General features: G+C 57.4%; 21 protein-coding genes. All 21 read left to right on the top strand.

The genetic code is table 11. The annotated features are described in order from the left end of the window. Positions 1-205: 205 nt before the first annotated feature. The 21 genes from leuO (at position 206) to secM (ending at position 24,303) form a co-directional block, all read left to right on the top strand. Complete coding sequence (gene leuO, locus ABLV54_RS25605; RefSeq protein ID WP_072096641.1) at positions 206-1,174, top strand: transcriptional regulator LeuO; 969 nt, start codon at positions 206-208, stop codon at positions 1,172-1,174. A gap of 394 nt (positions 1,175-1,568) precedes the next feature. Beyond that, on the top strand, positions 1,569-3,293 hold the full coding sequence (gene ilvI, locus ABLV54_RS25600) for an acetolactate synthase 3 large subunit (protein ID WP_050533886.1): 1,725 nt from the start codon (positions 1,569-1,571) through the stop codon (positions 3,291-3,293). Positions 3,294-3,295: 2 nt separating this feature from the next. Beyond that, entirely contained in the window at positions 3,296-3,787 is a 492-nt protein-coding gene (ilvN, locus tag ABLV54_RS25595) for an acetolactate synthase small subunit (RefSeq protein ID WP_002888536.1), read from the top strand. Between the two features lie 180 nt (positions 3,788-3,967). Then, positions 3,968-4,972 (top strand): catabolite repressor/activator, encoded by a 1,005-nt coding sequence (cra, locus tag ABLV54_RS25590; protein WP_004145952.1) that lies wholly within the window; start codon positions 3,968-3,970, stop codon positions 4,970-4,972. Positions 4,973-5,611: 639 nt separating this feature from the next. Further along, entirely contained in the window at positions 5,612-6,070 is a 459-nt protein-coding gene (gene mraZ, locus ABLV54_RS25585; protein WP_004204327.1) for a division/cell wall cluster transcriptional repressor MraZ, read from the top strand. Between the two features lie 2 nt (positions 6,071-6,072). Next, entirely contained in the window at positions 6,073-7,014 is a 942-nt protein-coding gene (gene rsmH, locus ABLV54_RS25580) for a 16S rRNA (cytosine(1402)-N(4))-methyltransferase RsmH (RefSeq protein WP_004204328.1), read from the top strand. Next, a complete protein-coding gene (gene ftsL / locus ABLV54_RS25575) occupies positions 7,011-7,376 on the top strand; it encodes a cell division protein FtsL (protein WP_348814248.1) in 366 nt (121 codons plus the stop codon). Before rsmH ends, ftsL begins: the two co-directional genes overlap by 4 nt. A gap of 15 nt (positions 7,377-7,391) precedes the next feature. After that, on the top strand, positions 7,392-9,158 hold the full coding sequence (locus ABLV54_RS25570) for a peptidoglycan glycosyltransferase FtsI (RefSeq protein WP_004204330.1): 1,767 nt from the start codon (positions 7,392-7,394) through the stop codon (positions 9,156-9,158). Then, entirely contained in the window at positions 9,145-10,632 is a 1,488-nt protein-coding gene (murE, locus tag ABLV54_RS25565) for a UDP-N-acetylmuramoyl-L-alanyl-D-glutamate--2,6-diaminopimelate ligase (RefSeq protein WP_017901188.1), read from the top strand. The genes ABLV54_RS25570 and murE overlap by 14 nt, the downstream gene beginning before the upstream one ends. After that, positions 10,629-11,987, top strand: coding sequence for a UDP-N-acetylmuramoyl-tripeptide--D-alanyl-D-alanine ligase (gene murF / locus ABLV54_RS25560; RefSeq protein WP_049004286.1), 1,359 nt, complete (start codon positions 10,629-10,631; stop codon positions 11,985-11,987). Before murE ends, murF begins: the two co-directional genes overlap by 4 nt. Beyond that, entirely contained in the window at positions 11,981-13,063 is a 1,083-nt protein-coding gene (gene mraY, locus ABLV54_RS25555) for a phospho-N-acetylmuramoyl-pentapeptide-transferase (RefSeq protein ID WP_050533885.1), read from the top strand. Before murF ends, mraY begins: the two co-directional genes overlap by 7 nt. A 2-nt stretch (positions 13,064-13,065) precedes the next feature. Further along, entirely contained in the window at positions 13,066-14,382 is a 1,317-nt protein-coding gene (murD, locus tag ABLV54_RS25550; RefSeq protein WP_023291980.1) for a UDP-N-acetylmuramoyl-L-alanine--D-glutamate ligase, read from the top strand. Beyond that, a complete protein-coding gene (ftsW, locus tag ABLV54_RS25545) occupies positions 14,382-15,656 on the top strand; it encodes a cell division protein FtsW (protein ID WP_004204337.1) in 1,275 nt (424 codons plus the stop codon). The genes murD and ftsW overlap by 1 nt, the downstream gene beginning before the upstream one ends. Beyond that, positions 15,653-16,723: an undecaprenyldiphospho-muramoylpentapeptide beta-N-acetylglucosaminyltransferase gene (gene murG / locus ABLV54_RS25540; RefSeq protein WP_032429099.1), complete on the top strand. Its 1,071-nt coding sequence runs from the start codon at positions 15,653-15,655 to the stop codon at positions 16,721-16,723. Before ftsW ends, murG begins: the two co-directional genes overlap by 4 nt. Positions 16,724-16,770: 47 nt before the next feature. After that, the gene (gene murC / locus ABLV54_RS25535) at positions 16,771-18,246 is read left to right on the top strand and encodes a UDP-N-acetylmuramate--L-alanine ligase (RefSeq protein WP_050533884.1); all 1,476 of its coding nucleotides are present in this window, start codon (positions 16,771-16,773) and stop codon (positions 18,244-18,246) included. After that, a complete protein-coding gene (locus ABLV54_RS25530) occupies positions 18,239-19,159 on the top strand; it encodes a D-alanine--D-alanine ligase (protein WP_023291983.1) in 921 nt (306 codons plus the stop codon). Before murC ends, ABLV54_RS25530 begins: the two co-directional genes overlap by 8 nt. A gap of 1 nt (position 19,160) precedes the next feature. Further along, positions 19,161-19,991, top strand: a complete 831-nt coding sequence (ftsQ, locus tag ABLV54_RS25525) for a cell division protein FtsQ (protein WP_004204342.1) — start codon at positions 19,161-19,163, stop codon at positions 19,989-19,991. Beyond that, complete coding sequence (ftsA, locus tag ABLV54_RS25520) at positions 19,988-21,250, top strand: cell division protein FtsA (RefSeq protein WP_004204343.1); 1,263 nt, start codon at positions 19,988-19,990, stop codon at positions 21,248-21,250. Before ftsQ ends, ftsA begins: the two co-directional genes overlap by 4 nt. 62 nt (positions 21,251-21,312) lie before the next feature. Continuing rightward, positions 21,313-22,464 (top strand): cell division protein FtsZ, encoded by a 1,152-nt coding sequence (gene ftsZ, locus ABLV54_RS25515; RefSeq protein WP_002888628.1) that lies wholly within the window; start codon positions 21,313-21,315, stop codon positions 22,462-22,464. 100 nt (positions 22,465-22,564) lie between these two features. Further along, the gene (lpxC, locus tag ABLV54_RS25510; protein ID WP_002888632.1) at positions 22,565-23,482 is read left to right on the top strand and encodes a UDP-3-O-acyl-N-acetylglucosamine deacetylase; all 918 of its coding nucleotides are present in this window, start codon (positions 22,565-22,567) and stop codon (positions 23,480-23,482) included. A 323-nt stretch (positions 23,483-23,805) separates the two neighbouring features. Next, entirely contained in the window at positions 23,806-24,303 is a 498-nt protein-coding gene (gene secM, locus ABLV54_RS25505) for a secA translation cis-regulator SecM (RefSeq protein ID WP_197970852.1), read from the top strand. Positions 24,304-24,353: the final 50 nt, after the last annotated feature.

The following is a 24,353-nucleotide window of genomic DNA, read 5'->3' as shown; positions in this document are numbered from 1 at the left end:
TTTCCTGGATTATGGTTAGACTCATCTTCATTAAGTAACTCATATTGTTTGAGCAGTTTATTTATTCCGGTGGTACCGGTTTGACACTGCCACTCATAGCCTTGATATATTCCTAAAATACACCTTTGCTATTTTGCAAATGTCATTAGCATGATAAATGATATTTTCGCCGCTAATCATAGCGGTTTAGTAAAGGGAATTCATCGTGACGGCGGAACTAGATATGTTAATTGAAAGTCCAGAATATAAATCAGCCCCCGGACAGGAAGTCGTAAAACCTCAACTACGGATGGTTGATCTCAATCTGCTTACCGTTTTTGATGCGGTTATGCAGGAACAGAATATTACCCGTGCCGCCCATATGCTCGGCATGTCTCAACCGGCGGTGAGCAACGCGGTTTCACGTCTGAAAGTGATGTTTAATGATGAACTGTTTGTGCGCTATGGCCGCGGTATTCAGCCGACGGCGCGGGCCTATCAGCTGTTTGGCTCAGTGCGCCAGGCGCTGCAGCTGGTGCAAAACGAATTGCCAGGCTCCGGTTTTGAACCACTGAGCAGTGAGCGTGTTTTCAATCTGTGCGTCTGTAGCCCGCTGGATAACATCCTGACGTCGGTGATATTTAATAAAGTCGCTGAAATCGCGCCCAATATTCATTTAGTCTTTAAATCAGCGCTTAATCAAAATACGGAACATCAGTTACGTTATCAGGAAACGGAATTTGTGATCGGTTATGAAGAGTTCCGTCGCCCTGAGTTTGCCTGTGTGCCGCTATTCAAAGATGAAATGGTTCTGGTGGCCAGTCGCAACCATCCGCGTATCTCCGGACCGGTGATGGAGGCTGATATTTATCGCGAGGAGCATGCCGCGGTGGCTCTCGATCGGTATGCCTCATTCAGTCTGCCGTGGTATGACACGGCCGATAAACAAGCGCGCATCGCATATCAAGGTAATGCGATGGTCAGCGTATTAAACGTGGTGTCACAAACACAGATGGTGGCCATTGCGCCGCGCTGGTTGGCAAATGAGTTTGCCGATAAGTTAGCGCTGCAAATATTACCTCTACCGCTGAAGGTGAATAGCCGGACCTGCTATCTCTCCTGGCACGAAGCGGCGGGTCGCGATAAAGGCCATCAATGGATGGAAGAGCTGCTGGTGGATATTTGTCAGCGCTGAGCCGATGGCAATGATCATGAAAGGGGCTTCGGCTCCTTTTTTTATATGATTGAATTACAAGAATGCAGAATTTTATGCTGTTTACTCTTTCAGTTGCTCTCCGCCCGTTAACAAAAAATGGATCAATTCCTGCTATCGCGCCTTTTCTCCGAGTATTTACTATTCTCTTTTCTTATCTCTGAAGCATTCCACCATATTTTCCTCTCTCCGCTTGTTTTTCTTCTTATTCCACTTAGAAAGCCCCTGTCGTGGCGAATTGCCTGCCTGCTGGCGAGCAGTTATGGTAGTGGCATGCAGTCCATTCACCTCAGTGCGGAGGGGTACCCCTTCGCATCGTGCGAGCGCGCGGAAATTGAGTTCCGCTGTCGTAAAACAATAAGCCTGGAGGCAAACCATGGAGATGTTGTCAGGAGCCGAGATGGTCGTCCAATCGCTTGTCGATCAGGGCGTCAAGCAAGTATTCGGCTATCCCGGAGGCGCAGTCCTCGATATCTATGATGCGTTACATACCCTTGGCGGTATCGATCATGTGCTGGTTCGCCACGAGCAGGCGGCGGTGCATATGGCGGATGGTCTGGCGCGAGCGACCGGGGAGGTCGGTGTGGTGCTGGTGACCTCAGGGCCTGGGGCGACGAACGCCATCACCGGTATCGCGACGGCCTATATGGACTCTATCCCGCTGGTGATCCTCTCAGGGCAAGTGGCGACATCGCTTATCGGCTACGATGCCTTCCAGGAGTGCGACATGGTGGGGATTTCCCGACCGGTGGTGAAGCACAGTTTCCTGGTGAAGCAGACCGAAGATATTCCCGGCGTGCTGAAGAAAGCCTTCTGGTTAGCGGCCAGCGGTCGCCCCGGGCCGGTGGTGGTCGATCTGCCGAAGGATATACTCAATCCGGCGAAGAAACTGCCGTACGTCTGGCCAGACGCGGTCAGCATGCGCTCGTATAACCCGACGACCAGCGGCCATAAAGGCCAGATTAAACGCGCCCTGCAGACCCTGGTGGCGGCGAGCAAGCCGGTCGTCTACGTCGGCGGCGGGGCGATCAGTGCGCAATGCGAACCACAGCTGCGCGAACTGGTGGAAAAGCTGAAGCTGCCGGTGGCCTCCTCCCTGATGGGGCTGGGCGCTTTCCCGGCGACGCACTCGCAGGCGTTGGGGATGCTGGGCATGCACGGCACCTATGAAGCCAACATGACCATGCACCATTCAGACGTGATTTTTGCCGTCGGCGTTCGCTTTGACGATCGGACCACCAATAACCTGGCCAAATACTGTCCGAACGCGACTGTGCTGCATATTGATATCGATCCGACCTCAATCTCGAAAACCGTGCCAGCAGATGTGCCGATCGTCGGCGATGCCCGGCTGGTGCTGGAGCAGATGCTGGAGCTGCTGGAGCAGGAAGAGGCGCAGCAGCCGCTGGACGACATTCGCGACTGGTGGCAGCAGATTGAGCAGTGGCGCGCCCGCCATTGCCTGCGCTACGACGACCAGAGCGACAAGATCAAACCGCAGGCGGTGATAGAAACGATCTGGCGCCTGACTCAGGGCGATGCCTATGTCACTTCCGATGTGGGTCAGCACCAGATGTTCGCCGCCCTCTATTACCCCTTCGACAAGCCGCGGCGCTGGATTAACTCCGGTGGCCTCGGCACCATGGGCTTTGGCCTACCGGCTGCGCTGGGGGTCAAAATGGCTCTGCCGGACGAAATGGTCGTCTGCGTGACCGGTGACGGCAGTATCCAGATGAACATTCAGGAACTCTCTACTGCGCTGCAGTATGAGCTGCCGGTCCTGGTGCTTAACCTCAACAACCGCTATCTGGGGATGGTGAAGCAGTGGCAGGATATGCTCTATTCCGGGCGCCACTCGCAGTCCTATATGGAGTCGCTGCCGGACTTCGTTCGTCTGGCGGAAGCCTACGGCCACGTTGGGATCCGCATCAGCGAGCCGCAGGAGCTGGAGACGAAGCTTGCAGAAGCCCTGGAGCAGGTGCGACAGCGCCGGCTGGTGTTTGTCGATGTCACCGTCGACGGCAGTGAGCATGTGTACCCCATGCAGATCCGCGGCGGCGGCATGGATGAAATGTGGTTGAGCAAAACGGAGAGGACCTGATTATGCGCCGGATATTATCGGTATTACTGGAAAACGAATCGGGCGCATTGTCCCGCGTTATCGGCCTCTTTTCCCAGCGCGGCTATAATATAGAAAGCCTGACTGTCGCCCCGACGGACGATCCGACCCTCTCCAGGATGACCATCCAGACCGTGGGCGATGAAAAAGCGATCGAGCAGATTGAAAAGCAGCTGCACAAGCTGGTGGATGTCCTGCGGGTCAGCGAGCTGGGGCAGGGGGCTCATGTCGAACGCGAAATCATGCTGGTGAAGGTCCAGGCCAGCGGTTACGGCCGTGAAGAAGTGAAGCGCAACACCGAAATCTTTCGTGGACAGATTATCGACGTGACGCCTTCTATCTATACCGTTCAACTCGCCGGCACCAGCGATAAGCTCGACGCTTTCCTGGCCTCCCTGCGCGATGTCGCTCGGATCGTGGAAGTGGCTCGCTCCGGCGTGGTCGGCCTGTCTCGCGGTGATAAAATCATGCGCTGAGGATCGGGAACTGATGCAAAAATAGCCCGGCAGCGACTGTCGGGCTTTTTTTTTGCGAAATCAGTAGGAACTGTAAGCGAAAGCGGTTGCTGCGCTAACTATTCTGCGCTTAGATGTTATAAAAAGGGTTCCATACCTGAATAATGGTTATGTTTGGCACTTCTTACCCAAGGGGCAATTGTGAAACTGGATGAAATCGCCCGGCTGGCCGGTGTTTCAAGAACCACCGCGAGCTATGTGATTAATGGCAAAGCGAAGCAGTACCGCGTAAGCGACAAAACGGTCGAAAAAGTGATGGCTGTCGTGCGAGAGCACAACTATCACCCGAATGCGGTCGCTGCTGGCCTGCGTGCAGGACGCACACGCTCTATCGGTCTGGTGATCCCGGATCTGGAGAACACCAGCTATACCCGCATTGCAAATTATCTGGAGCGGCAGGCGCGCCAGCGCGGCTATCAGTTGCTGATTGCCTGCTCGGAGGATCAGCCCGATAACGAAATGCGCTGTATCGAGCATCTGCTACAGCGCCAGGTGGACGCCATCATTGTTTCCACCTCGCTGCCGCCGGAGCACCCTTTTTATCAGCGCTGGGCTAACGATCCGTTTCCGATTGTCGCCCTCGACCGCGCCCTTGACCGCGAGCACTTCACCAGCGTCGTCGGCGCTGACCAGGATGATGCCGAGATGCTCGCCGCCGAGTTGCGGACTTTTCCCGGCGAAACGGTGCTTTATCTGGGCGCGCTGCCGGAACTGTCGGTGAGCTTCCTGCGCGAGCAAGGCTTCCGTAAAGCCTGGCAGGACGATCCGCGTGAGGTGCATTATCTCTATGCCAACAGCTACGAGCGAGAAGCGGCGGCCCAGCTGTTTGAGAAATGGCTTGAAACCCATCCGATGCCGCAGGCGCTGTTCACCACCTCTTTCCCGTTGCTGCAGGGCGTCATGGATGTGACGCTGCGCCGTGAGGGTAAACTGCCTTCCGAGCTGGCGATCGCCACCTTCGGCGATAATGAGCTGCTCGATTTCCTGCAGTGTCCGGTACTGGCCGTGGCCCAGCGCCATCGCGATGTCGCTGAGCGGGTGCTCGAGATCGTCCTCGCCAGCCTCGATGAACCGCGCAAGCCGAAGCCGGGCCTCAGCCGTATTCGTCGTAATCTTTATCGCCGCGGCAGCCTGAATCGCCGTTAAGGGCGCAATATCGTCAGCACCCAGGATTAATCCTGGCAGGCCTGCCAGAGAGCAGGCCGCTGGCGATAAATCAGGCAACTGACGTCCAGATTGCAAAACTGAATATATTTCAGACAAATCCCTAAACTTCTTTACGCGTTATTTTGTTTTATTCGCTGGCAATCGTTTTGCGACTCAAAACGGGACACAAAAATGATTGTGCCGGCTTTAATTGTATTATTTTGTTACATTCACCAGGTTAATTGCTGAATTAACACCCATTTTGTTAGCCCCAACCTTTCTCTCCTGCCTTATCCCGCGCCTGGTCAGCCCTTCAGCCAGCAACAGGTACTGTTAACGGCCGGCATAATGGCCTAAAATGCCGCTCGCGTCGCAAACTGACACTTTATATTTTCCCGCCGAAGATATTTTGATGTTTATAACTGTTACGAGTTTGTTGGTTATTTTCTTACACGTATTCATAACGTTAATTTGCCTCGCCTGTTGATGATTTTTTCATCAGGGCTAATGTCGGCTGTAAATAATGGGTTTTTGAGCTCCGTTGGCATTCGTGCTGGCTTGACAAGCTTTTCCTCCGCTCCGTAAACTCCTTGTGGTGGGAATTTGTGGGATAAAGTGGCGAAAAGGGGTGAGGCTGGCATGTTCCGTGGAGCAACGTTAGTCAATCTCGACAGCAAAGGCCGCCTGGCCGTGCCAACGCGCTATCGCGATGGGCTGATCGAGGACGCTGCCGGTCAATTGGTATGCACCATTGACATTCATCACCCGTGCCTGCTGCTTTATCCATTGCCTGAATGGGAAGTCATCGAGCAGAAATTGTCGCGTTTATCGAGCATGAATCCCGTTGAGCGGCGCGTACAGCGTTTGCTTCTGGGTCATGCCAGCGAATGTCAGATGGATAATGCCGGTCGCTTGCTGATAGCGCCGGTGTTACGGCAGCATGCCGGGCTGACAAAAGAAGTGATGCTGGTCGGGCAGTTTAATAAATTTGAACTGTGGGACGAAACGACCTGGTATCAACGGGTCAAGGAAGATATCGACGCTGAGCAGTCCGCGACCGGTGAACTGTCGGAGCGCCTGCAGGATTTGTCTTTATAAAAATGATGGAAAATTTTAAACACACTACGGTACTTCTGGATGAAGCCGTCAACGGCCTCAATATTCGTCCAGACGGTATCTATATTGATGGTACCTTTGGTCGCGGCGGTCACTCGCGCCTGATCCTCTCCCAACTGGGAGCGGAAGGACGCTTGCTGGCAATCGATCGCGATCCTCAGGCGATTGCCGTCGCGCAAACCATCGATGATCCCCGCTTTTCCATCGTACATGGTCCATTTTCACAGCTTGCTGAGTACGTCGGCGAGCGCAATCTTACCGGTAAGATCGACGGCATTCTGCTCGATCTTGGCGTCTCTTCCCCGCAGCTTGACGATGCGGAACGCGGTTTTTCCTTTATGCGCGACGGACCGCTGGATATGCGCATGGATCCGACGCGCGGTCAGTCTGCGGCCGAATGGTTGCAGACCGCTGAAGAAGCGGATATCGCCTGGGTGATTAAAACCTTCGGCGAAGAGCGTTTCGGCAAACGGATCGCCCGCGCGATCGTCGAACGTAATCGCATTGCACCGATGACTCGCACCAAAGAGCTGGCGGAGGTCATCGCCGCGGCTATGCCGGTAAAAGATAAGCACAAACATCCCGCGACCCGTACCTTCCAGGCGGTGCGCATTTGGGTAAACAGTGAACTGGAGGAGATAGAGCAGGCGCTAAAAAGCTCGCTCAGCGTGCTGGCCCCAGGCGGGCGGCTGTCGATCATTAGTTTTCATTCGCTGGAAGATCGCATTGTAAAGCGCTTTATGCGCGAGCAAAGCCGCGGTCCGCAGGTTCCGGCGGGAATACCGATGACCGAATCGCAGCTCAAAAAACTGGGCGGCCGTGAGTTACGAGCACTAGGCAAGTTGATGCCGGGCGAAGAAGAGGTGGCAGAGAATCCACGCGCCCGTAGTTCAGTGCTGCGTATTGCAGAGAGGACGAACGCATGATCGTCAGAGTGACAGAGGCCTTAAGCAAGGTTAAAGGGTCGATTGGAAGCAACGAGCGCCATGCTTTGCCTGGCGTGATCGGGGACGACCTTCTGCGGTTTGGGAAACTGCCACTCTGCCTGTTCATTTGCATCATTATTACGGCGATTACCGTGGTCACCACCGCGCACCACACGCGCCTGCTGACCGCGCAGCGTGAACAACTGGTTCTGGAACGCGACGCCCTGGACATTGAATGGCGCAACCTGATCCTCGAAGAGAACGCGCTCGGCGATCACAGTCGGGTTGAGCGGATCGCGACCGAGAAGTTGCAGATGCAGCACGTCGATCCATCCCAAGAAAATATCGTTGTACAGAAATAAGGATTATTGCGACGGATGAAAGCAGCGCCAAAAACGCCTAAAGCAAAACGTCAGGAAGAACAGGCCAACTTTATCAGTTGGCGTTTTGCGTTGCTGTGCGGCTGTATTCTACTGGCGCTGGCTTTTCTGCTGGGGCGGGTTGCCTGGCTACAGGTAGTCAGCCCGGACATGCTGGTGCGCCAGGGCGATATGCGTTCTCTGCGCGTACAGGAAGTATCCACCGCGCGCGGGATGATTACCGACCGCTCCGGTCGTCCGCTTGCGGTCAGCGTGCCGGTGAAGGCTATCTGGGCCGATCCAAAAGAACTTCATGATGCCGGCGGGGTAACCCTGGATACGCGCTGGAAGGCGCTGGCGGATGCCCTCAATATGCCGCTGGATCAGCTGGCGACGCGCATCAATACCAATCCGCGGATGCGTTTCATCTATCTGGCGCGTCAGGTTAACCCTGACATGGCCGACTACATCAAAAAACTGAAGCTGCCGGGCATTCATCTGCGTGAAGAATCCCGTCGTTACTACCCTTCCGGAGAAGTGACCGCTCACCTCATCGGCTTTACCAACGTCGACAGCCAGGGGATTGAAGGGGTCGAAAAGAGCTTTGATAAATGGCTTACCGGCCAGCCGGGCGAGCGTATCGTGCGTAAAGACCGCTATGGCCGGGTAATTGAAGACATCTCTTCCACCGACAGCCAGGCGGCGCACAACCTGGCGCTGAGCATCGACGAGCGTCTGCAGGCGCTCGTCTATCGTGAGCTGAACAACGCCGTGGCCTTTAACAAAGCCGAGTCCGGCAGCGCGGTGTTAGTGGACGTGAACACCGGCGAAGTGCTGGCGATGGCCAACAGCCCGTCCTACAACCCAAACAACTTTGCCGGCACGGCGAAAGACACCATGCGTAACCGCGCCATCACCGACGTGTTCGAACCGGGTTCGACGGTGAAGCCGATGGTGGTGATGACGGCGCTGCAGCGCGGTATCGTCAACGAAAATACCGTGCTCAATACCGTGCCTTATCGAATTAACGGCCACGAAATTAAAGACGTGGCGCGCTACAGCGAATTGACCCTGACCGGGGTACTACAGAAGTCGAGTAACGTCGGTGTTTCTAAGCTGGCGTTAGCGATGCCGTCCTCAGCGTTAGTAGATACTTACTCACGTTTTGGGCTTGGAAAGGCGACCAATTTGGGGTTGGTCGGAGAACGCAGTGGCTTATATCCTCAAAAACAACGGTGGTCTGACATAGAGAGGGCCACCTTTTCTTTCGGCTACGGGCTAATGGTAACCCCGTTACAGTTAGCGCGAGTCTACGCAACGATTGGCAGCTACGGCATCTATCGCCCGCTGTCGATTACCAAAGTTGATCCACCGGTTCCGGGCGAACGTGTCTTCCCGGAATCACTCGTTCGTACCGTCGTTCATATGATGGAAAGCGTGGCGCTGCCTGGCGGCGGCGGCGTGAAGGCGGCGATCAAAGGCTATCGCATCGCGATTAAAACCGGTACGGCGAAAAAAGTGGGGCCGGATGGCCGCTACATCAACAAATATATTGCTTACACCGCAGGCGTTGCGCCCGCCAGCCATCCGCGCTTTGCGCTGGTGGTGGTGATCAACGACCCGCAGGCAGGTAAATACTACGGTGGCGCCGTTTCCGCGCCGGTGTTCGGTGCCATCATGGGCGGTGTATTGCGCACCATGAACATCGAGCCGGATGCGCTGGCAACGGGCGAAAAAAGTGAATTTGTAATTAATCAAGGCGAGGGAACAGGTGGCAGATCGTAATTTGCGCGACCTTCTCGCTCCATGGGTGCCAAACGCACCGGAGCGCATTCTGCGAGAGATGACGCTGGACAGCCGGGTGGCTGCTTCCGGCGATCTCTTTATCGCGGTACAGGGTCATCAGGCGGACGGGCGTCGTTATATCCCGCAGGCGATAGCGCAAGGTGTGGCTGCCATTATTGCTGAAGCCCAGGGCGAAGCTAAAGACGGTGAGATCCGTGAAATGCACGGCGTGCCGGTTATCTACCTGAGCCAGCTTAACGAACGCTTATCGGCGCTGGCCGGGCGTTTTTATCATCAGCCGTCGCAGCAGCTGCGTCTGGTGGGCGTGACCGGTACCAACGGCAAAACCACCACCACCCAGCTTCTGGCGCAATGGGCGAAACTGCTCGGCGAAACCAGCGCGGTGATGGGGACCGTCGGCAACGGCCTGCTGGATAAAGTGGTGCCGAGCGAAAACACCACCGGTTCTGCGGTCGATGTTCAGCACGTGCTTTCCGGTCTGGTCGAGCAGGGGGCAACCTTCGGCGCGATGGAAGTCTCTTCCCACGGGCTGGTGCAGCACCGCGTGGCGGCCCTGCAGTTTGCTGCCTCGGTATTTACCAACCTGAGCCGCGACCACCTCGACTACCATGGCGACATGGCGCACTACGAAGCGGCGAAATGGCTGCTGTACTCCACCCACCATTGCGGCCAGGCCATCGTCAACGCTGACGATGAAGTCGGTCGTCGCTGGCTGGCGAAGCTGCCGGACGCGGTGGCGGTGTCGATGGAAGATCATATCAATCCGAACTGCCACGGCCGCTGGCTGAAGGCCACCGCGGTCAACTATCACGACAGCGGCGCCACCATCCAGTTTGACTCCAGCTGGGGCAACGGTGAAATCGAAAGCCGCCTGATGGGCGCCTTTAACGTTAGCAACCTCCTGTTGGCGCTGGCCACGCTGCTGGCGCTGGGCTATCCGCTGGCCGATCTGCTGAAAACTGCGGCGCGTTTGCAGCCGGTATGCGGCCGTATGGAAGTGTTCAGCGCGCCCGGTAAACCGGCGGTGGTGGTGGATTATGCCCATACCCCTGACGCGCTGGAAAAAGCACTGCAGGCCGCGCGCCTGCACTGCAGCGGCAAGCTGTGGTGCGTCTTCGGCTGCGGCGGCGACCGTGACAAAGGCAAGCGTCCGCTGATGGGGGCGATTGCAGAAGAGTTCGCCGATATTGTGGTCGTCACTGACGACAACCCGCGTACCGAAGAACCGCGGGCGATTATCAACGATATTCTGGCCGGCATGCTCGATGCAGGTCATGCAAAAGTGATGGAAGGCCGTGCGGAAGCGGTGACCAACGCCGTGATGCAGGCGCAGGAGAACGACGTGGTGCTGGTGGCGGGTAAAGGCCATGAAGATTACCAGATCGTCGGTAACCGTCGTCTGGATTATTCCGACCGCGTCACCGTCGCGCGTCTGCTGGGAGCGGTAGCATGATTCGCTTTACGTTAAGCCAGCTCGCCGCGATCGCCCATGGCGAACGGCAGGGTAGCGATATCGCTATCGACGAGGTGACCACCGACACCCGTAAAGTCACAGCGGGCTGCCTGTTTGTGGCGCTAAAAGGCGAGCGTTTCGACGCCCATGATTTTGCCGAACAGGCAAAAGCGGCAGGCGCCGGCGCGCTGCTGGTGAGCCGTCCGCTGGCCTGCGATCTCCCGCAGGTGATCGTGAAAGATACCCGGCAGGCTTTCGGCGAGTTAGCCGCCTGGGTCCGTCAGCAGGTGCCGACCCGCGTCGTCGCCCTAACCGGCTCGTCAGGTAAAACCTCGGTCAAAGAGATGACCGCGGCGATCCTCAGCCAGTGCGGCAACACGCTGTATACCGCCGGCAACCTGAACAACGATATCGGCGTACCGATGACTCTGCTGCGTCTGACCAAAGAACATCAGTACGCGGTGATTGAGCTCGGCGCCAACCACCAGGGCGAAATCGCCTGGACCGTCAGCCTGACGCGTCCTGAAGCGGCGCTGGTCAACAACCTTGCCGCCGCGCACCTTGAAGGTTTCGGCTCGCTGGCGGGCGTGGCGAAGGCGAAGGGCGAAATCTATACCGGTCTGCCGGAAAACGGCATCGCCATTCTCAATGCCGACAACAACGACTGGCTGAACTGGCAGGCAGTGATTGGCGATCGCAAAGTGTGGCGCTTCTCACCGAATGCGGCCAACAGCGATTTCACTGCGACTAACGTGCAGATCACCAGCCACGGCACCGAATTTACGCTGCAGACTCCAACCGGTAACGTTGATGTACTGCTGCCGCTGCCGGGACGCCACAACATCGCTAACGCGCTGGCGGCGACCTCGCTGGCGATGGCGGTAGGCGCCGATCTGGCGGCGGTGAAAGCCGGTCTGGCGCAGCTGCAGGCCGTTCCGGGACGTCTGTTCCCGATCCGCCTGACCGAGAGCCAGCTGCTGCTGGATGACTCCTATAACGCTAACGTCGGTTCGATGACCGCAGCGGTGCAGGTCCTGTCAGAGATGCCGGGCTTCCGGACGATGGTGGTCGGCGATATGGCCGAACTTGGCGCGGAAAGCGCGGCTTGCCACCGTGAAGTCGGCGAAGCGGCGAAAGCGGCAGGGCTGGATTGCGTTCTCAGCGTCGGCGTCTTGAGCGCGGATATCAGCCGCGCCAGCGGCGTGGGCGAACATTTTAACGATAAAGCCGCCGTGGTGGCTCGCCTGCGCGAGCTGCTGGCGGAGCATAAGATAATGACCATTTTAGTGAAGGGTTCACGTAGTGCCGCCATGGAAGAGGTAGTACGCGCATTACAGGAGACTGGGACATGTTAGTATGGCTGGCCGAACATTTGGTCAAATATTATTCCGGCTTTAACGTCTTTTCGTATTTGACGTTTCGCGCCATCGTCAGCCTGCTGACCGCGCTGTTCATCTCTCTGTGGATGGGCCCGCGCATGATCGCCCGTCTGCAAAAACTCTCCTTCGGCCAGGTGGTTCGTAACGACGGTCCGGAGTCTCATTTCAGTAAGCGCGGTACCCCGACCATGGGGGGGATCATGATCCTCACCGCGATCACTGTGTCGGTGCTGCTGTGGGCTTACCCGTCCAACCCGTACGTCTGGTGCGTGCTGACGGTGTTGATCGGCTACGGCATCATCGGCTTCGTTGATGATTACCGTAAAGTGGTGCGCAAAGACACCAAAGGTCTGATCGCCCGCTGGAAGTACTTCTGGATGTCGGTGATTGCCCTTGGGGTCGCCTTTGCCCTGTATCTGGCGGGGAAAGACACCCCGGCGACCGAGCTGGTGGTGCCGTTCTTTAAAGACGTCATGCCGCAGCTGGGGCTGTTCTATATCGTGCTGGCCTACTTCGTGATCGTCGGCACCGGCAACGCGGTTAACCTGACCGACGGTCTCGACGGCCTGGCGATCATGCCCACCGTCTTCGTCGCGGCGGGTTTTGCGCTGGTGGCGTGGGCGACCGGTAACATGAATTTCGCCAACTACCTGCACATTCCTTATCTGCGCCACGCCGGCGAACTGGTGATCGTCTGTACGGCGATCGTCGGCGCGGGGCTGGGCTTTCTGTGGTTTAACACCTACCCGGCGCAGGTCTTTATGGGCGACGTCGGTTCGCTGGCGCTCGGCGGCGCGCTGGGCATTATCGCCGTGCTGCTGCGTCAGGAATTCCTGCTGGTGATTATGGGCGGCGTTTTCGTGGTGGAGACCCTGTCGGTGATCCTGCAGGTTGGCTCCTTTAAGCTGCGCGGTCAGCGTATCTTCCGCATGGCGCCGATCCACCACCACTATGAACTGAAAGGCTGGCCGGAGCCGCGCGTTATCGTGCGCTTCTGGATTATTTCGCTGATGCTGGTGCTGATTGGCCTGGCGACGCTGAAGGTACGTTAATCATGGCAGATTATCAGGGTAAAAAAGTCGTCATTATTGGGCTGGGCATGACCGGCCTGTCATGCGTGGACTTTTTCATGGCGCGCGGCGTAACCCCGCGCGTGATGGACACCCGCGTCGCGCCTCCTGGGCTGGATAAATTGCCTGAATCAGTCGAATGCCATGTCGGCGGCCTCAATGACACCTGGCTGCTGGCGGCGGATCTGATTGTCGCCAGTCCCGGCATCGCGCTGGCTCATCCTTCGTTGAGTGCGGCGGCAGACGCTGGCGTCGAGATCGTTGGCGATATCGAACTGTTCTGCCGCGAAGCGCAGGCGCCGATCATCGCCATTACCGGCTCGAACGGCAAAAGCACCGTCACCACCCTGGTGGGCGAGATGGCGAAAGCGGCCGGGGTTAACGTCGGCGTGGGCGGCAATATCGGCCTGCCGGCGCTGATGCTGCTGGATACCGATCGTGAGCTGTATGTCCTGGAGCTCTCCAGCTTCCAGCTGGAAACCACCTCCAGCCTGCAGGCGGTGGCGGCAACCATCCTCAACGTGACTGAGGACCATATGGACCGCTACCCGCTGGGGCTGCAGCAGTATCGCGCGGCGAAGCTGCGGATTTACGAGAATGCAAAGACCTGCGTGGTCAACGCGGACGATGCGCTCACCATGCCGGTACGCGGCGCGGACGATCGCTGCATCAGCTTTGGCGTCGATGTCGGTGACTACCACCTTAACCGTCAGCAGGGCGAGACCTGGCTGCGCGTTAAAGGTGAGAAAGTCCTCAATGTAAAAGAGATGTCTATCACGGGTCAGCATAACTACAGCAACGCCCTGGCGGCGCTGGCGCTGGCCGATGCCGCGGGCCTGCCGCGTGCCAGCAGCCTGAAGGCGCTGACCACCTTTACCGGCCTGGCGCATCGCTTCCAGCTGGTGCTGGATCACAACGGTGTGCGCTGGATTAACGACTCGAAGGCAACCAACGTCGGCAGTACCGAGGCGGCGCTGAACGGCCTGCAGCTTGATGGCACGCTGTATCTGCTGCTGGGCGGCGACGGCAAGTCCGCTGATTTCACCCCGCTGAAGCGCTACCTTGGCGGCGATCGTATCCGCCTGTACTGCTTTGGTCGCGACGGCGCCGAGCTCGCCGAGCTGCGTCCTGAGGTGGCGGTACAAACTGAAACCATGGAACAGGCGATGCGTCAGATTGCGCCCCTGGTGAAAGCGGGCGACATGGTTCTCCTGTCGCCGGCCTGCGCCAGCCTGGATCAGTTTAAGAACTTTGAACAACGGGGCGAGATGTTTGCCCGCCTGGCGAAGGAGTTAGGTTGATGCGTTTCTCTCTCCCACGCCTGAGAATGCCGCAACTGAGCTTGCCTCGGTTGAGACTGCCGCGACTGCCGGGGATGTTTATCTTCGCCTGGCTGTTCGCCGCGCTGAAAGGCTGGGTGATGGGCTCGCGCCCAAAAGATAACGACAGTCTGGTGATGTATGACCGGATGCTGCTGTGGCTGACCTTCGGCCTGGCGGCGATCGGCTTTATTATGGTGACCTCGGCGTCAATGCCGGTGGGGCAGCGTCTGGCGAACGATCCTTTCCTCTTCGCCAAGCGTGACGGCCTGTACATTGTGCTGGCCTTTGTCCTCGCGCTGGTGACGCTGCGACTGCCGATGGATTTCTGGCAGCGCCACAGTACCGCGATGCTGATCGCCTCGATCGTCATGCTGCTGATCGTGCTGGTGGTGGGTAGCTCGGTAAACGGTGCATCGCGCTGGATCGCCCTCGGTCCGCTGCGCATTCAGCCGGCGGAGTTCACCAAGCTGTCGCTGTTCTGCTACATCGCCAACTATCTGGTGCGTAAAGCTGACGAAGTGCGCAACAACCTGCGCGGCTTCTTAAAACCGATGGGCGTGATTTTCGTGCTGGCGATCCTGCTGCTGGCGCAGCCTGACCTCGGTACGGTGGTGGTGCTGTTCGTTACCACGCTGGCGATGCTGTTCCTCGCCGGCGCCAAGCTGTGGCAGTTCATCGCCATTATCGGCATGGGCATCTCGGCGGTGGTCCTGTTGATCCTCGCCGAACCGTACCGTATTCGCCGCGTGACCTCCTTCTGGAACCCGTGGGAAGACCCGTTCGGCAGCGGCTACCAGCTGACCCAGTCGCTGATGGCCTTTGGCCGCGGCGAGATGTGGGGGCAGGGACTCGGAAACTCGGTGCAAAAACTGGAGTATTTGCCGGAAGCGCACACTGACTTTATCTTCGCCATCATCGGCGAAGAACTCGGTTATATCGGTGTGGTACTGGCGCTTTTAATGGTATTCTTCGTCGCTTTCCGCGCCATGTCGATTGGCCGAAAAGCGCTGGAGATCGATCATCGCTTCTCCGGCTTCCTCGCCTGTGCGATTGGTATCTGGTTTAGCTTCCAGGCGTTAGTTAACGTCGGTGCGGCGGCGGGGATGCTGCCGACGAAAGGTCTGACGCTGCCGCTGATCAGTTATGGTGGTTCCAGTCTGCTGATTATGTCGACGGCCATCATGTTGTTGTTGCGAATTGATTATGAAACGCGTCTGGAAAAAGCCCAGGCGTTTACACGGGGTGTTCGATGAGCGGTCAGGAAAAGCGGTTGATGGTGATGGCGGGCGGTACCGGCGGGCATGTGTTCCCGGGACTGGCGGTCGCGCACCATCTAATGGACCAGGGCTGGCAGGTTCGCTGGCTGGGTACCGCCGATCGTATGGAAGCGGATTTAGTGCCGAAAAACGGCATCGAGATTGATTTTATCCGTATCTCCGGCCTGCGTGGCAAAGGGATTAAAGCACAGCTGCTGGCGCCGGTGCGGATCTTCAACGCCTGGCGTCAGGCGCGGGCGATCATGAAGCGTTTCCAGCCGGACGTGGTGCTGGGCATGGGCGGCTATGTGTCCGGGCCTGGCGGTCTGGCGGCGTGGTCGCTGGGGATCCCGGTGGTCCTCCACGAGCAAAACGGCATTGCCGGCCTGACCAACAAGTGGCTGGCGAAGATTGCGAAGAAAGTGATGCAGGCGTTTCCCGGCGCCTTTCCGCATGCGGACGTGGTCGGGAATCCGGTGCGCACCGATGTGCTGGCGCTGCCGCTGCCGGGGCAGCGTCTGGTGGGCCGTCAGGGGCCGATTCGCGTGCTGGTGGTCGGTGGCTCTCAGGGCGCGCGCGTCCTGAACCAGACCATGCCGCAGGTGGCGGCGAAGCTCGGCGATACGGTGACCATCTGGCATCAGAGCGGTAAAGGCGGCCAGCAAACCGTGCAGCAGGCCTATGCCGCCGCGGGGCAGCCGCAGCATAAAGTGACGGAATTTATTGATGATATGGCCGCGGCGTATGCCTGGGCAGATGTCGTGGTTTGCCGTTCCGGCGCGCTGACGGTTAGCGAAATCGCGGCCGCGGGCTTACCGGCGCTGTTTGTACCGTTCCAGCACAAAGATCGTCAGCAGTACTGGAATGCGCTGCCGCTGGAGAAAGCCGGCGCGGCGAAAATTCTCGAACAGCCGGCGTTCACGGTAGAGGCGGTAGCCTCTACTCTGGCGAGCTGGGATCGGGAAACCTTGCTGGACATGGCGGAACGAGCGCGTGGCGCTTCGATTCCGGACGCTACCGAGCGGGTAGCAGAAGAGGTCAGCGCCGTAGCTTTGGCGCGCTAATTGCGGTGATTTTCACCGCCCGAATACAGAAGTTGATGGCGTAAAGAATGAATACACAAGATTTGGCAAAACTGCGTTCCATAGTGCCCGAGATGCGTCGCGTCCGGCACATTCACTTTGTCGGCATCGGCGGTGCCGGTATGGGCGGTATTGCCGAAGTGTTGGCTAACGAAGGTTATCAGATCAGCGGCTCCGACCTGGCGCCGAATCCGGTAACCCAGCAGCTGTCGCAGCTTGGCGCCACCATTTATTTCAACCATCGCCCGGAAAACGTGCGCGATGCCAGCGTTGTGGTCGTTTCCAGCGCGATTTCTGCGGATAACCCGGAAATCGTCGCCGCGCACGAGGCGCGTATCCCGGTGATCCGTCGTGCGGAAATGCTGGCGGAGCTGATGCGCTTCCGTCACGGGATCGCGATTGCCGGAACTCACGGCAAAACCACCACCACCGCGATGGTGTCCAGTATTTACGCCGAAGCCGGGCTGGATCCGACCTTCGTCAACGGCGGGCTGGTGAAAGCGGCGGGCGTGCATGCCCGTCTCGGCCATAGCCGTTACCTGATTGCGGAAGCGGATGAGAGCGATGCGTCGTTCCTGCATCTGCAGCCGATGGTCGCGATTGTGACCAACATCGAAGCCGACCATATGGATACCTACCATGGCGACTTCGAAAATCTGAAGCAGACCTTTATTAATTTCCTGCACAACCTGCCGTTCTACGGACGCGCGGTAATGTGCGTGGACGATCCGGTTATTCGTGAACTGCTGCCGCGCGTTGGCCGGCAGATCACCACCTACGGTTTCAGCGACGACGCCGACGTTCGCGTAGAAGACTACCGTCAGGTTGGGGCGCAGGGGCATTTCCGCCTGGTGCGTCAGGATAAAGAACTGCTGCAGGTGACACTCAATGCCCCGGGACGCCATAACGCGCTGAACGCGGCGGCGGCGGTCGCCGTGGCGACGGAAGAGGGGATTGACGATCAGGCGATCCTGCGCGCGCTGGAAAGCTTCCAGGGTACCGGTCGTCGCTTCGACTTTCTTGGCGAATATCCGCTGACGGAAGTCAACGGCAAAGCGGGCAGCGCGATGCTGATCGATGACTACGGTCACCACCCGACGGAAGTCGACGCCACTATCAAAGCGGCGCGTGCCGGCTGGCCGGATAAAAATCTGGTGATGGTATTCCAGCCGCACCGTTATACCCGTACTCGCGATCTGTACGATGATTTCGCCAACGTGCTGACCCAGGTCGATGCGCTGCTGATGCTCGATGTCTACCCGGCAGGCGAAGCGCCGATCCCGGGCGCCGACAGCCGCTCGCTGTGCCGTACGATCCGTGGTCGCGGTAAAGTCGACCCGATTCTGGTATCCGACCCGGCGCAGGCCGCGGCGATGCTGGCGTCGGTGCTGACCGGCAACGATTTAGTGCTGGTGCAAGGTGCCGGAAACATTGGAAAAATCGCCCGTCACCTGGCTGAAATCAAACTGATCCCGCAAAAAACGGAGGAGGAGCACCATGGCTGATAAAATCGCGGTGCTTTTCGGTGGAACCTCCGCTGAACGTGAAGTGTCGCTGAATTCAGGCGCCGCGGTGCTGGCCGGGCTGCGTGAAGCCGGGGTGGATGCCCATCCGGTTGACCCGCGCGATGTCGATATTACCCAGTTGAAAAAGCTGGGCTTTAAGAAAGCGTTTATTGCACTCCACGGCCGCGGCGGGGAAGATGGCACGCTGCAGGGGCTGTTGGATCTGATCCAGCTGCCTTATACCGGCAGCGGCGTGATGGCTTCGGCGATTTCAATGGATAAACTGCGCAGCAAATGGCTGTGGCAGGGGGCCGGATTACCGGTCGCGCCGTGGGTGGCGCTGACCCGCGCCCAGTTTAGCGCCGGATTATCTGCTGATGTCGAACAGCAGATTGCGGCGCTGGGTCTGCCGCTCATCATCAAGCCCAGCCGCGAAGGCTCCAGCGTTGGGATGTCGAAAGTCAGCGAAAGCTGTGATTTAGCGAGTGCACTCGCGCTGGCTTTTCAGCATGATGATGAAGTTTTGGTCGAAAAATGGCTCAGTGGGCCGGAATTTACCGTCGCCATCGTCGGTGAAGAAATTTTACCGTCAATACGTATCCAGGCGGCTGGAACCTTCTATGATTATGAGGCGAAGTATCTCTCTGATGAGACGCAATATTTCTGCCCAGGATTGGAAGATCCAGCGCGTGAGTCAGTCATTCAGAGCCTGGTGCTTAAAGCCTGGAATGTTCTGGGTTGCAAAGGCTGGGGCCGTATTGACGTGATGCTGGACAGCGATGGCCAGTTTTATCTGCTGGAAGCGAATACTTCCCCGGGCATGACCAGCCATAGCCTTGTACCGATGGCGGCGCGTCAGGCAGGAATGAGCTTCTCCCAGCTTGTTGTACGAATTCTGGACCTGGCGGGGTGATATGTCGCAGGCTGCGCTGAATACGCGGAACCATGAAGAGGACGTTTCTTCTTCGCGTCGGAGTAATGGAACGCGGCTGGCAGGGATCGTTTTCCTGCTGGCGGTGCTGTTTACCGTGCTGGTCAGCGGGTGGATGGTTCTTGGCTGGATGGAAGACGCGCAGCGTTTACCGCTGTCGAAGATGGTGGTGACCGGCGAGCGTCACTATACGCGCAATGATGACATCCGCCAGGCGATCCTGGCGCTGGGTTCGCCGGGCACCTTTATGACTCAGGATGTGAACATCATTCAGAGTCAGATTGAACGTCTGCCATGGATTAAGCAGGCGAGCGTCCGAAAGCAGTGGCCTGATGAATTGAAGATTCATCTGGTTGAATATGTGCCGATTGCACGCTGGAATGATCAACATATGGTGGATGCAGAAGGAAATGCCTTCAGCGTGCCGGCGGATCGCACCAGCAAACAGAATTTACCGATGTTATATGGCCCGGAAGGCAGCGAGAACGAAGTGCTGCAAGGGTACCGTGACATGGGGCAGGTGCTGGCAAAGGATAAATTCACGTTGAAAGTGGCGGCAATGACCGCCCGTCGTTCCTGGCAGTTGACGCTTAATAATGACATTAAGCTCAACCTTGGCCGTGGCGACACCATGAAACGGCTTCAGCGCTTTATGGAACTCTACCCGGTTCTTCAGCAGCAGGCGCAGACCGACGGCAAACGGATTAGCTACGTTGATTTGCGTTATGACTCGGGTGCGGCAGTGGGCTGGGTACCTGCTCCCGCAGAGGAAACTAATCAACAACAGAATCAGGCACAGGCAGAACAACAATGATCAAGGCGACGGACAGAAAACTGGTAGTTGGACTGGAGATTGGCACCGCCAAGGTGGCCGCTTTAGTAGGGGAAGTTCTGCCCGACGGCATGATTAATATCATCGGCGTGGGCAGTTGCCCATCGCGTGGTATGGATAAAGGTGGTGTGAACGACCTCGAGTCGGTGGTGAAATGCGTACAGCGCGCCATCGACCAGGCCGAACTGATGGCGGATTGCCAGATTTCATCAGTTTATTTGGCTCTTTCGGGTAAACATATAAGCTGTCAGAATGAAATCGGGATGGTACCGATTTCGGAAGAAGAAGTGACGCTGGACGACGTCGAGAACGTGGTCCATACCGCGAAGTCGGTTCGCGTACGCGATGAGCACCGCGTCCTGCACGTGATTCCGCAGGAATACGCCATTGACTACCAGGAAGGGATAAAAAACCCGGTAGGGCTGTCCGGCGTGCGTATGCAGGCGAAGGTACATCTGATTACCTGCCATAACGATATGGCGAAAAACATTGTTAAAGCGGTGGAACGTTGTGGTCTGAAAGTTGACCAACTTATTTTCGCCGGTTTAGCGGCCAGTTATTCCGTATTAACAGAAGACGAACGTGAGCTGGGCGTCTGCGTGGTGGATATTGGCGGTGGTACAATGGATATCGCCGTCTATACCGGCGGCGCGCTGCGTCACACCAAAGTGATCCCGTACGCGGGCAACGTGGTGACCAGCGATATCGCCTATGCCTTCGGTACGCCGCCGAGCGACGCCGAAGCCATTAAGGTTCGTCACGGTTGCGCGTTGGGTTCCATCGTCGGTAAAGACGAAAACGTCGAAGTACCGAGCGTAGGCGGACGGCCGCCGCGTAGCCTGCAGCGTCAGACGCTGGCTGAGGTGATTGAACCGCGCTATACCGAACTGCTTAATCTGGTCAATGAAGAGATCCTGCAGCTGCAGGAACAGCTCCGCCAGCAGGGGGTTAAACACCATCTGGCGGCGGGGATTGTGTTAACCGGCGGCGCGGCGCAAATTGAAGGTCTGGCGGCCTGTGCGCAGCGCGTGTTCCATACTCAGGTGCGCATTGGCGCGCCGCTGAACATCACCGGTTTAACGGACTATGCCCAGGAGCCGTATTATTCGACGGCGGTGGGGCTGCTGCACTACGGAAAAGAGTCACATCTGAGTGGTGAAGCGGAAGTCGAAAAACGCGTGACGGCGTCGGTGGGCTCGTGGATTAAGCGACTCAACAGCTGGCTGCGAAAAGAGTTTTAATTTTTTAAGAGAACGCAGACAATTAGCGTTCTCAGGCGACAGGCACAAAACGGAGAGAAACTATGTTTGAACCTATGGAACTGACCAACGACGCGGTGATTAAAGTCATCGGCGTCGGTGGCGGCGGCGGTAATGCCGTTGAACACATGGTGCGCGAGCGCATTGAAGGTGTTGAATTCTTCGCGGTGAACACCGATGCGCAGGCGCTGCGCAAAACGGCTGTTGGCCAGACTATCCAGATCGGTAGCGGTATTACCAAAGGTCTGGGCGCTGGCGCGAACCCTGAAGTCGGCCGTAATGCGGCGGACGAAGACCGTGAAGCGCTGCGCGCGGCCCTTGATGGCGCAGACATGGTGTTCATCGCGGCAGGCATGGGCGGCGGTACCGGTACCGGCGCGGCGCCTGTTGTTGCCGAAGTGGCTAAGGATCTGGGGATCCTCACCGTGGCGGTGGTCACTAAGCCGTTTAATTTTGAAGGCAAGAAGCGCATGGCGTTTGCTGAGCAGGGGATCACCGAGCTGTCCAAGCACGTTGACTCACTGATCACCATCCCGAACGACAAGCTGCTGAAAGTACTTGGCCGCGGCATTTCTCTGCTTGACGCGTTCGGCGCGGCAAACGACGTCCTCAAAGGCGCGGTGCAGGGTATCGCCGAACTGATTACCCGTCCGGGCCTGATGAACGTCGACTTCGCGGACGTCCGTACCGTGATGTCAGAAATGGGCTACGCGATGATGGGCTCCGGCGTGGCGAGCGGTGAAGACCGTGCGGAAGAAGCGGCTGAAATGGCTATCTCTTCTCCGCTGCTGGAAGATATCGACCTGTCCGGCGCGCGCGGCGTGCTGGTTAACATCACTGCGGGCTTCGACCTGCGTCTGGATGAGTTCGAAACCGTGGGTAACACCATCCGCGCATTTGCTTCGGATAACGCCACCGTGGTTATCGGTACCTCTCTGGACCCGGATATGAACGACGAACTGCGCGTCACCGTAGTGGCGACCGGTATCGGCATGGACAAGCGTCCGGAAATTACCCTGGTGACCAACAAACAGGTTCAGCAGCCGGTGATGGATCGCTACCAGCAGCACGGCATGTCCCCGCTGACGCAAGAGCAGAAGCCGGCGGCAAAAGTGGTGAACGACAATACGCCGCAAACCGCGAAAGAGCCGGATTATCTGGATATCCCAGCCTTCCTGCGTAAGCAAGCCGATTAAGAATCGACTGGAAGTTGGGCATCTGCGCTCTTTGTGCTAAACTGGCCTCCCGATAGTGGTGTATACTTCGGTTGGATAGGTAAATTGGCGAGATTATACGATGATCAAACAAAGGACTCTTAAACGTATCGTTCAGGCGACTGGTGTCGGTTTGCATACCGGCAAGAAAGTCACACTGACGTTACGCCCTGCGCCGGCAAATACCGGGGTCATCTATCGTCGCACCGACTTGAATCCACCGGTAGATTTTCCGGCTGATGCCAAATCTGTGCGTGATACCATGCTCTGTACTTGCCTGGTTAATGAGCATGACGTGCGGATTTCTACGGTTGAACACCTGAACGCCGCATTGGCTGGCCTGGGTATCGACAACATTATTGTTGAAGTCGATGCACCGGAAATCCCGATTATGGACGGCAGTGCGGCTCCGTTCGTTTATTTGTTGCTGGACGCCGGCATCGATGAACTGAACTGCGCCAAGAAATTTGTACGTATCAAAGAGACGGTTCGCGTCGAAGATGGCGACAAATGGGCTGAATTCAAACCGTACAATGGTTTTTCGCTGGACTTCACCATCGATTTTAACCATCCGGCGATTGATGCCAGCACCCAGCGCTATACGCTGAACTTCTCGGCCGATGCGTTCATGCGTCAGATTAGTCGTGCGCGTACCTTCGGTTTCATGCGCGATATCGAATATCTGCAGTCCCGCGGCCTGTGCCTGGGCGGCAGCTTCGATTGTGCCATCGTTGTTGACGATTATCGCGTACTGAACGAAGACGGTCTGCGCTTTGAAGACGAATTTGTTCGCCACAAAATGCTGGATGCGATCGGTGACCTGTTTATGTGTGGTCACAACATTATCGGCGCATTCACGGCGTACAAATCGGGTCACGCGTTGAATAACAAACTGCTGCAGGCTGTTCTGGCAAAACAGGAAGCCTGGGAGTATGTGACCTTCGAAGACGACGCAAAACTGCCAATGGCGTTCCGCGCACCGTCGATGGTTTTGGCGTAAGCCTGACCATTCAGTAAATTCGACTGGTAACCTGGTACTCTCTCCGACCAGGGAACCAGTCGTTTTTCTTTTATAGCCTCTTCCCGTTATTTTTCGCTGCGATTTCTGGGTAATAATTAGCGCGCGTTCGCTGCTTTATTAAGCGTTTTCCCCGGGCAACAGCCTTCATTCATGCTGCCTCAGCGCGCTATTAATGTTAGTATTTGAGCGCAAAATTATTTCTCCGGGTTGCTTTACCCCGTGGACATCAGGTTGTCCTGCGAAAAACGTTAATAAAGAGACAGCCTGAACGACAACGGGTATACCAAAGAAAGGTAATGAACGTGAGTGGATTGCTGACGCGCTGGCGACAGTTTGGCAGACGGTATTTTTGGCCGCATCTCCTGTTGGGGATGGTCGCGGCCAGCCTCGGCCTGCCTGCGCTAAGCAACGGCCATGAGACCGCGACGCCAGCGAAGGCGACCGCCAGCAACCATAATCCGAGCAAAGTTAATTTCTCCCAGCTGGCGCTGCTGGAGACGAATCGCCGGCCAAACTTTACCGTCGACTACTGGCATCAGCACGCCATTCGCACCGTTATTCGTCATCTCTCTTTCGCCATGGCGCCGCAGGCCTTGCCGGTGGCGGAAGAAGCGTCCCCGCTGCAGGCGCAGCATCTGGCGCTGCTCGACACGCTCAGCGCGCTGCTGACGCAGGACAGCACGCCGCCGGTGGTGTTCCGCCAGGCGGCGTATATCCCTTCCTCATATTCTGCCTTCCGCGTCGGCGCCTGGATAAGCCAGGTAGCGGGGATCCGCGCAGGGCCTCAACGTCTCAGCTGAAAATAACCACGGACTATCCTATTTTTTGTGACTCCGCACCGCGGGGCGTT

Origin of the sequence: Klebsiella sp. JB_Kp042 (assembly GCF_040065275.1) — a bacterium.
GTDB lineage: Bacteria > Pseudomonadota > Gammaproteobacteria > Enterobacterales > Enterobacteriaceae > Klebsiella > Klebsiella quasipneumoniae.
This window is presented reverse-complemented; position numbering and strand designations above follow the sequence as displayed.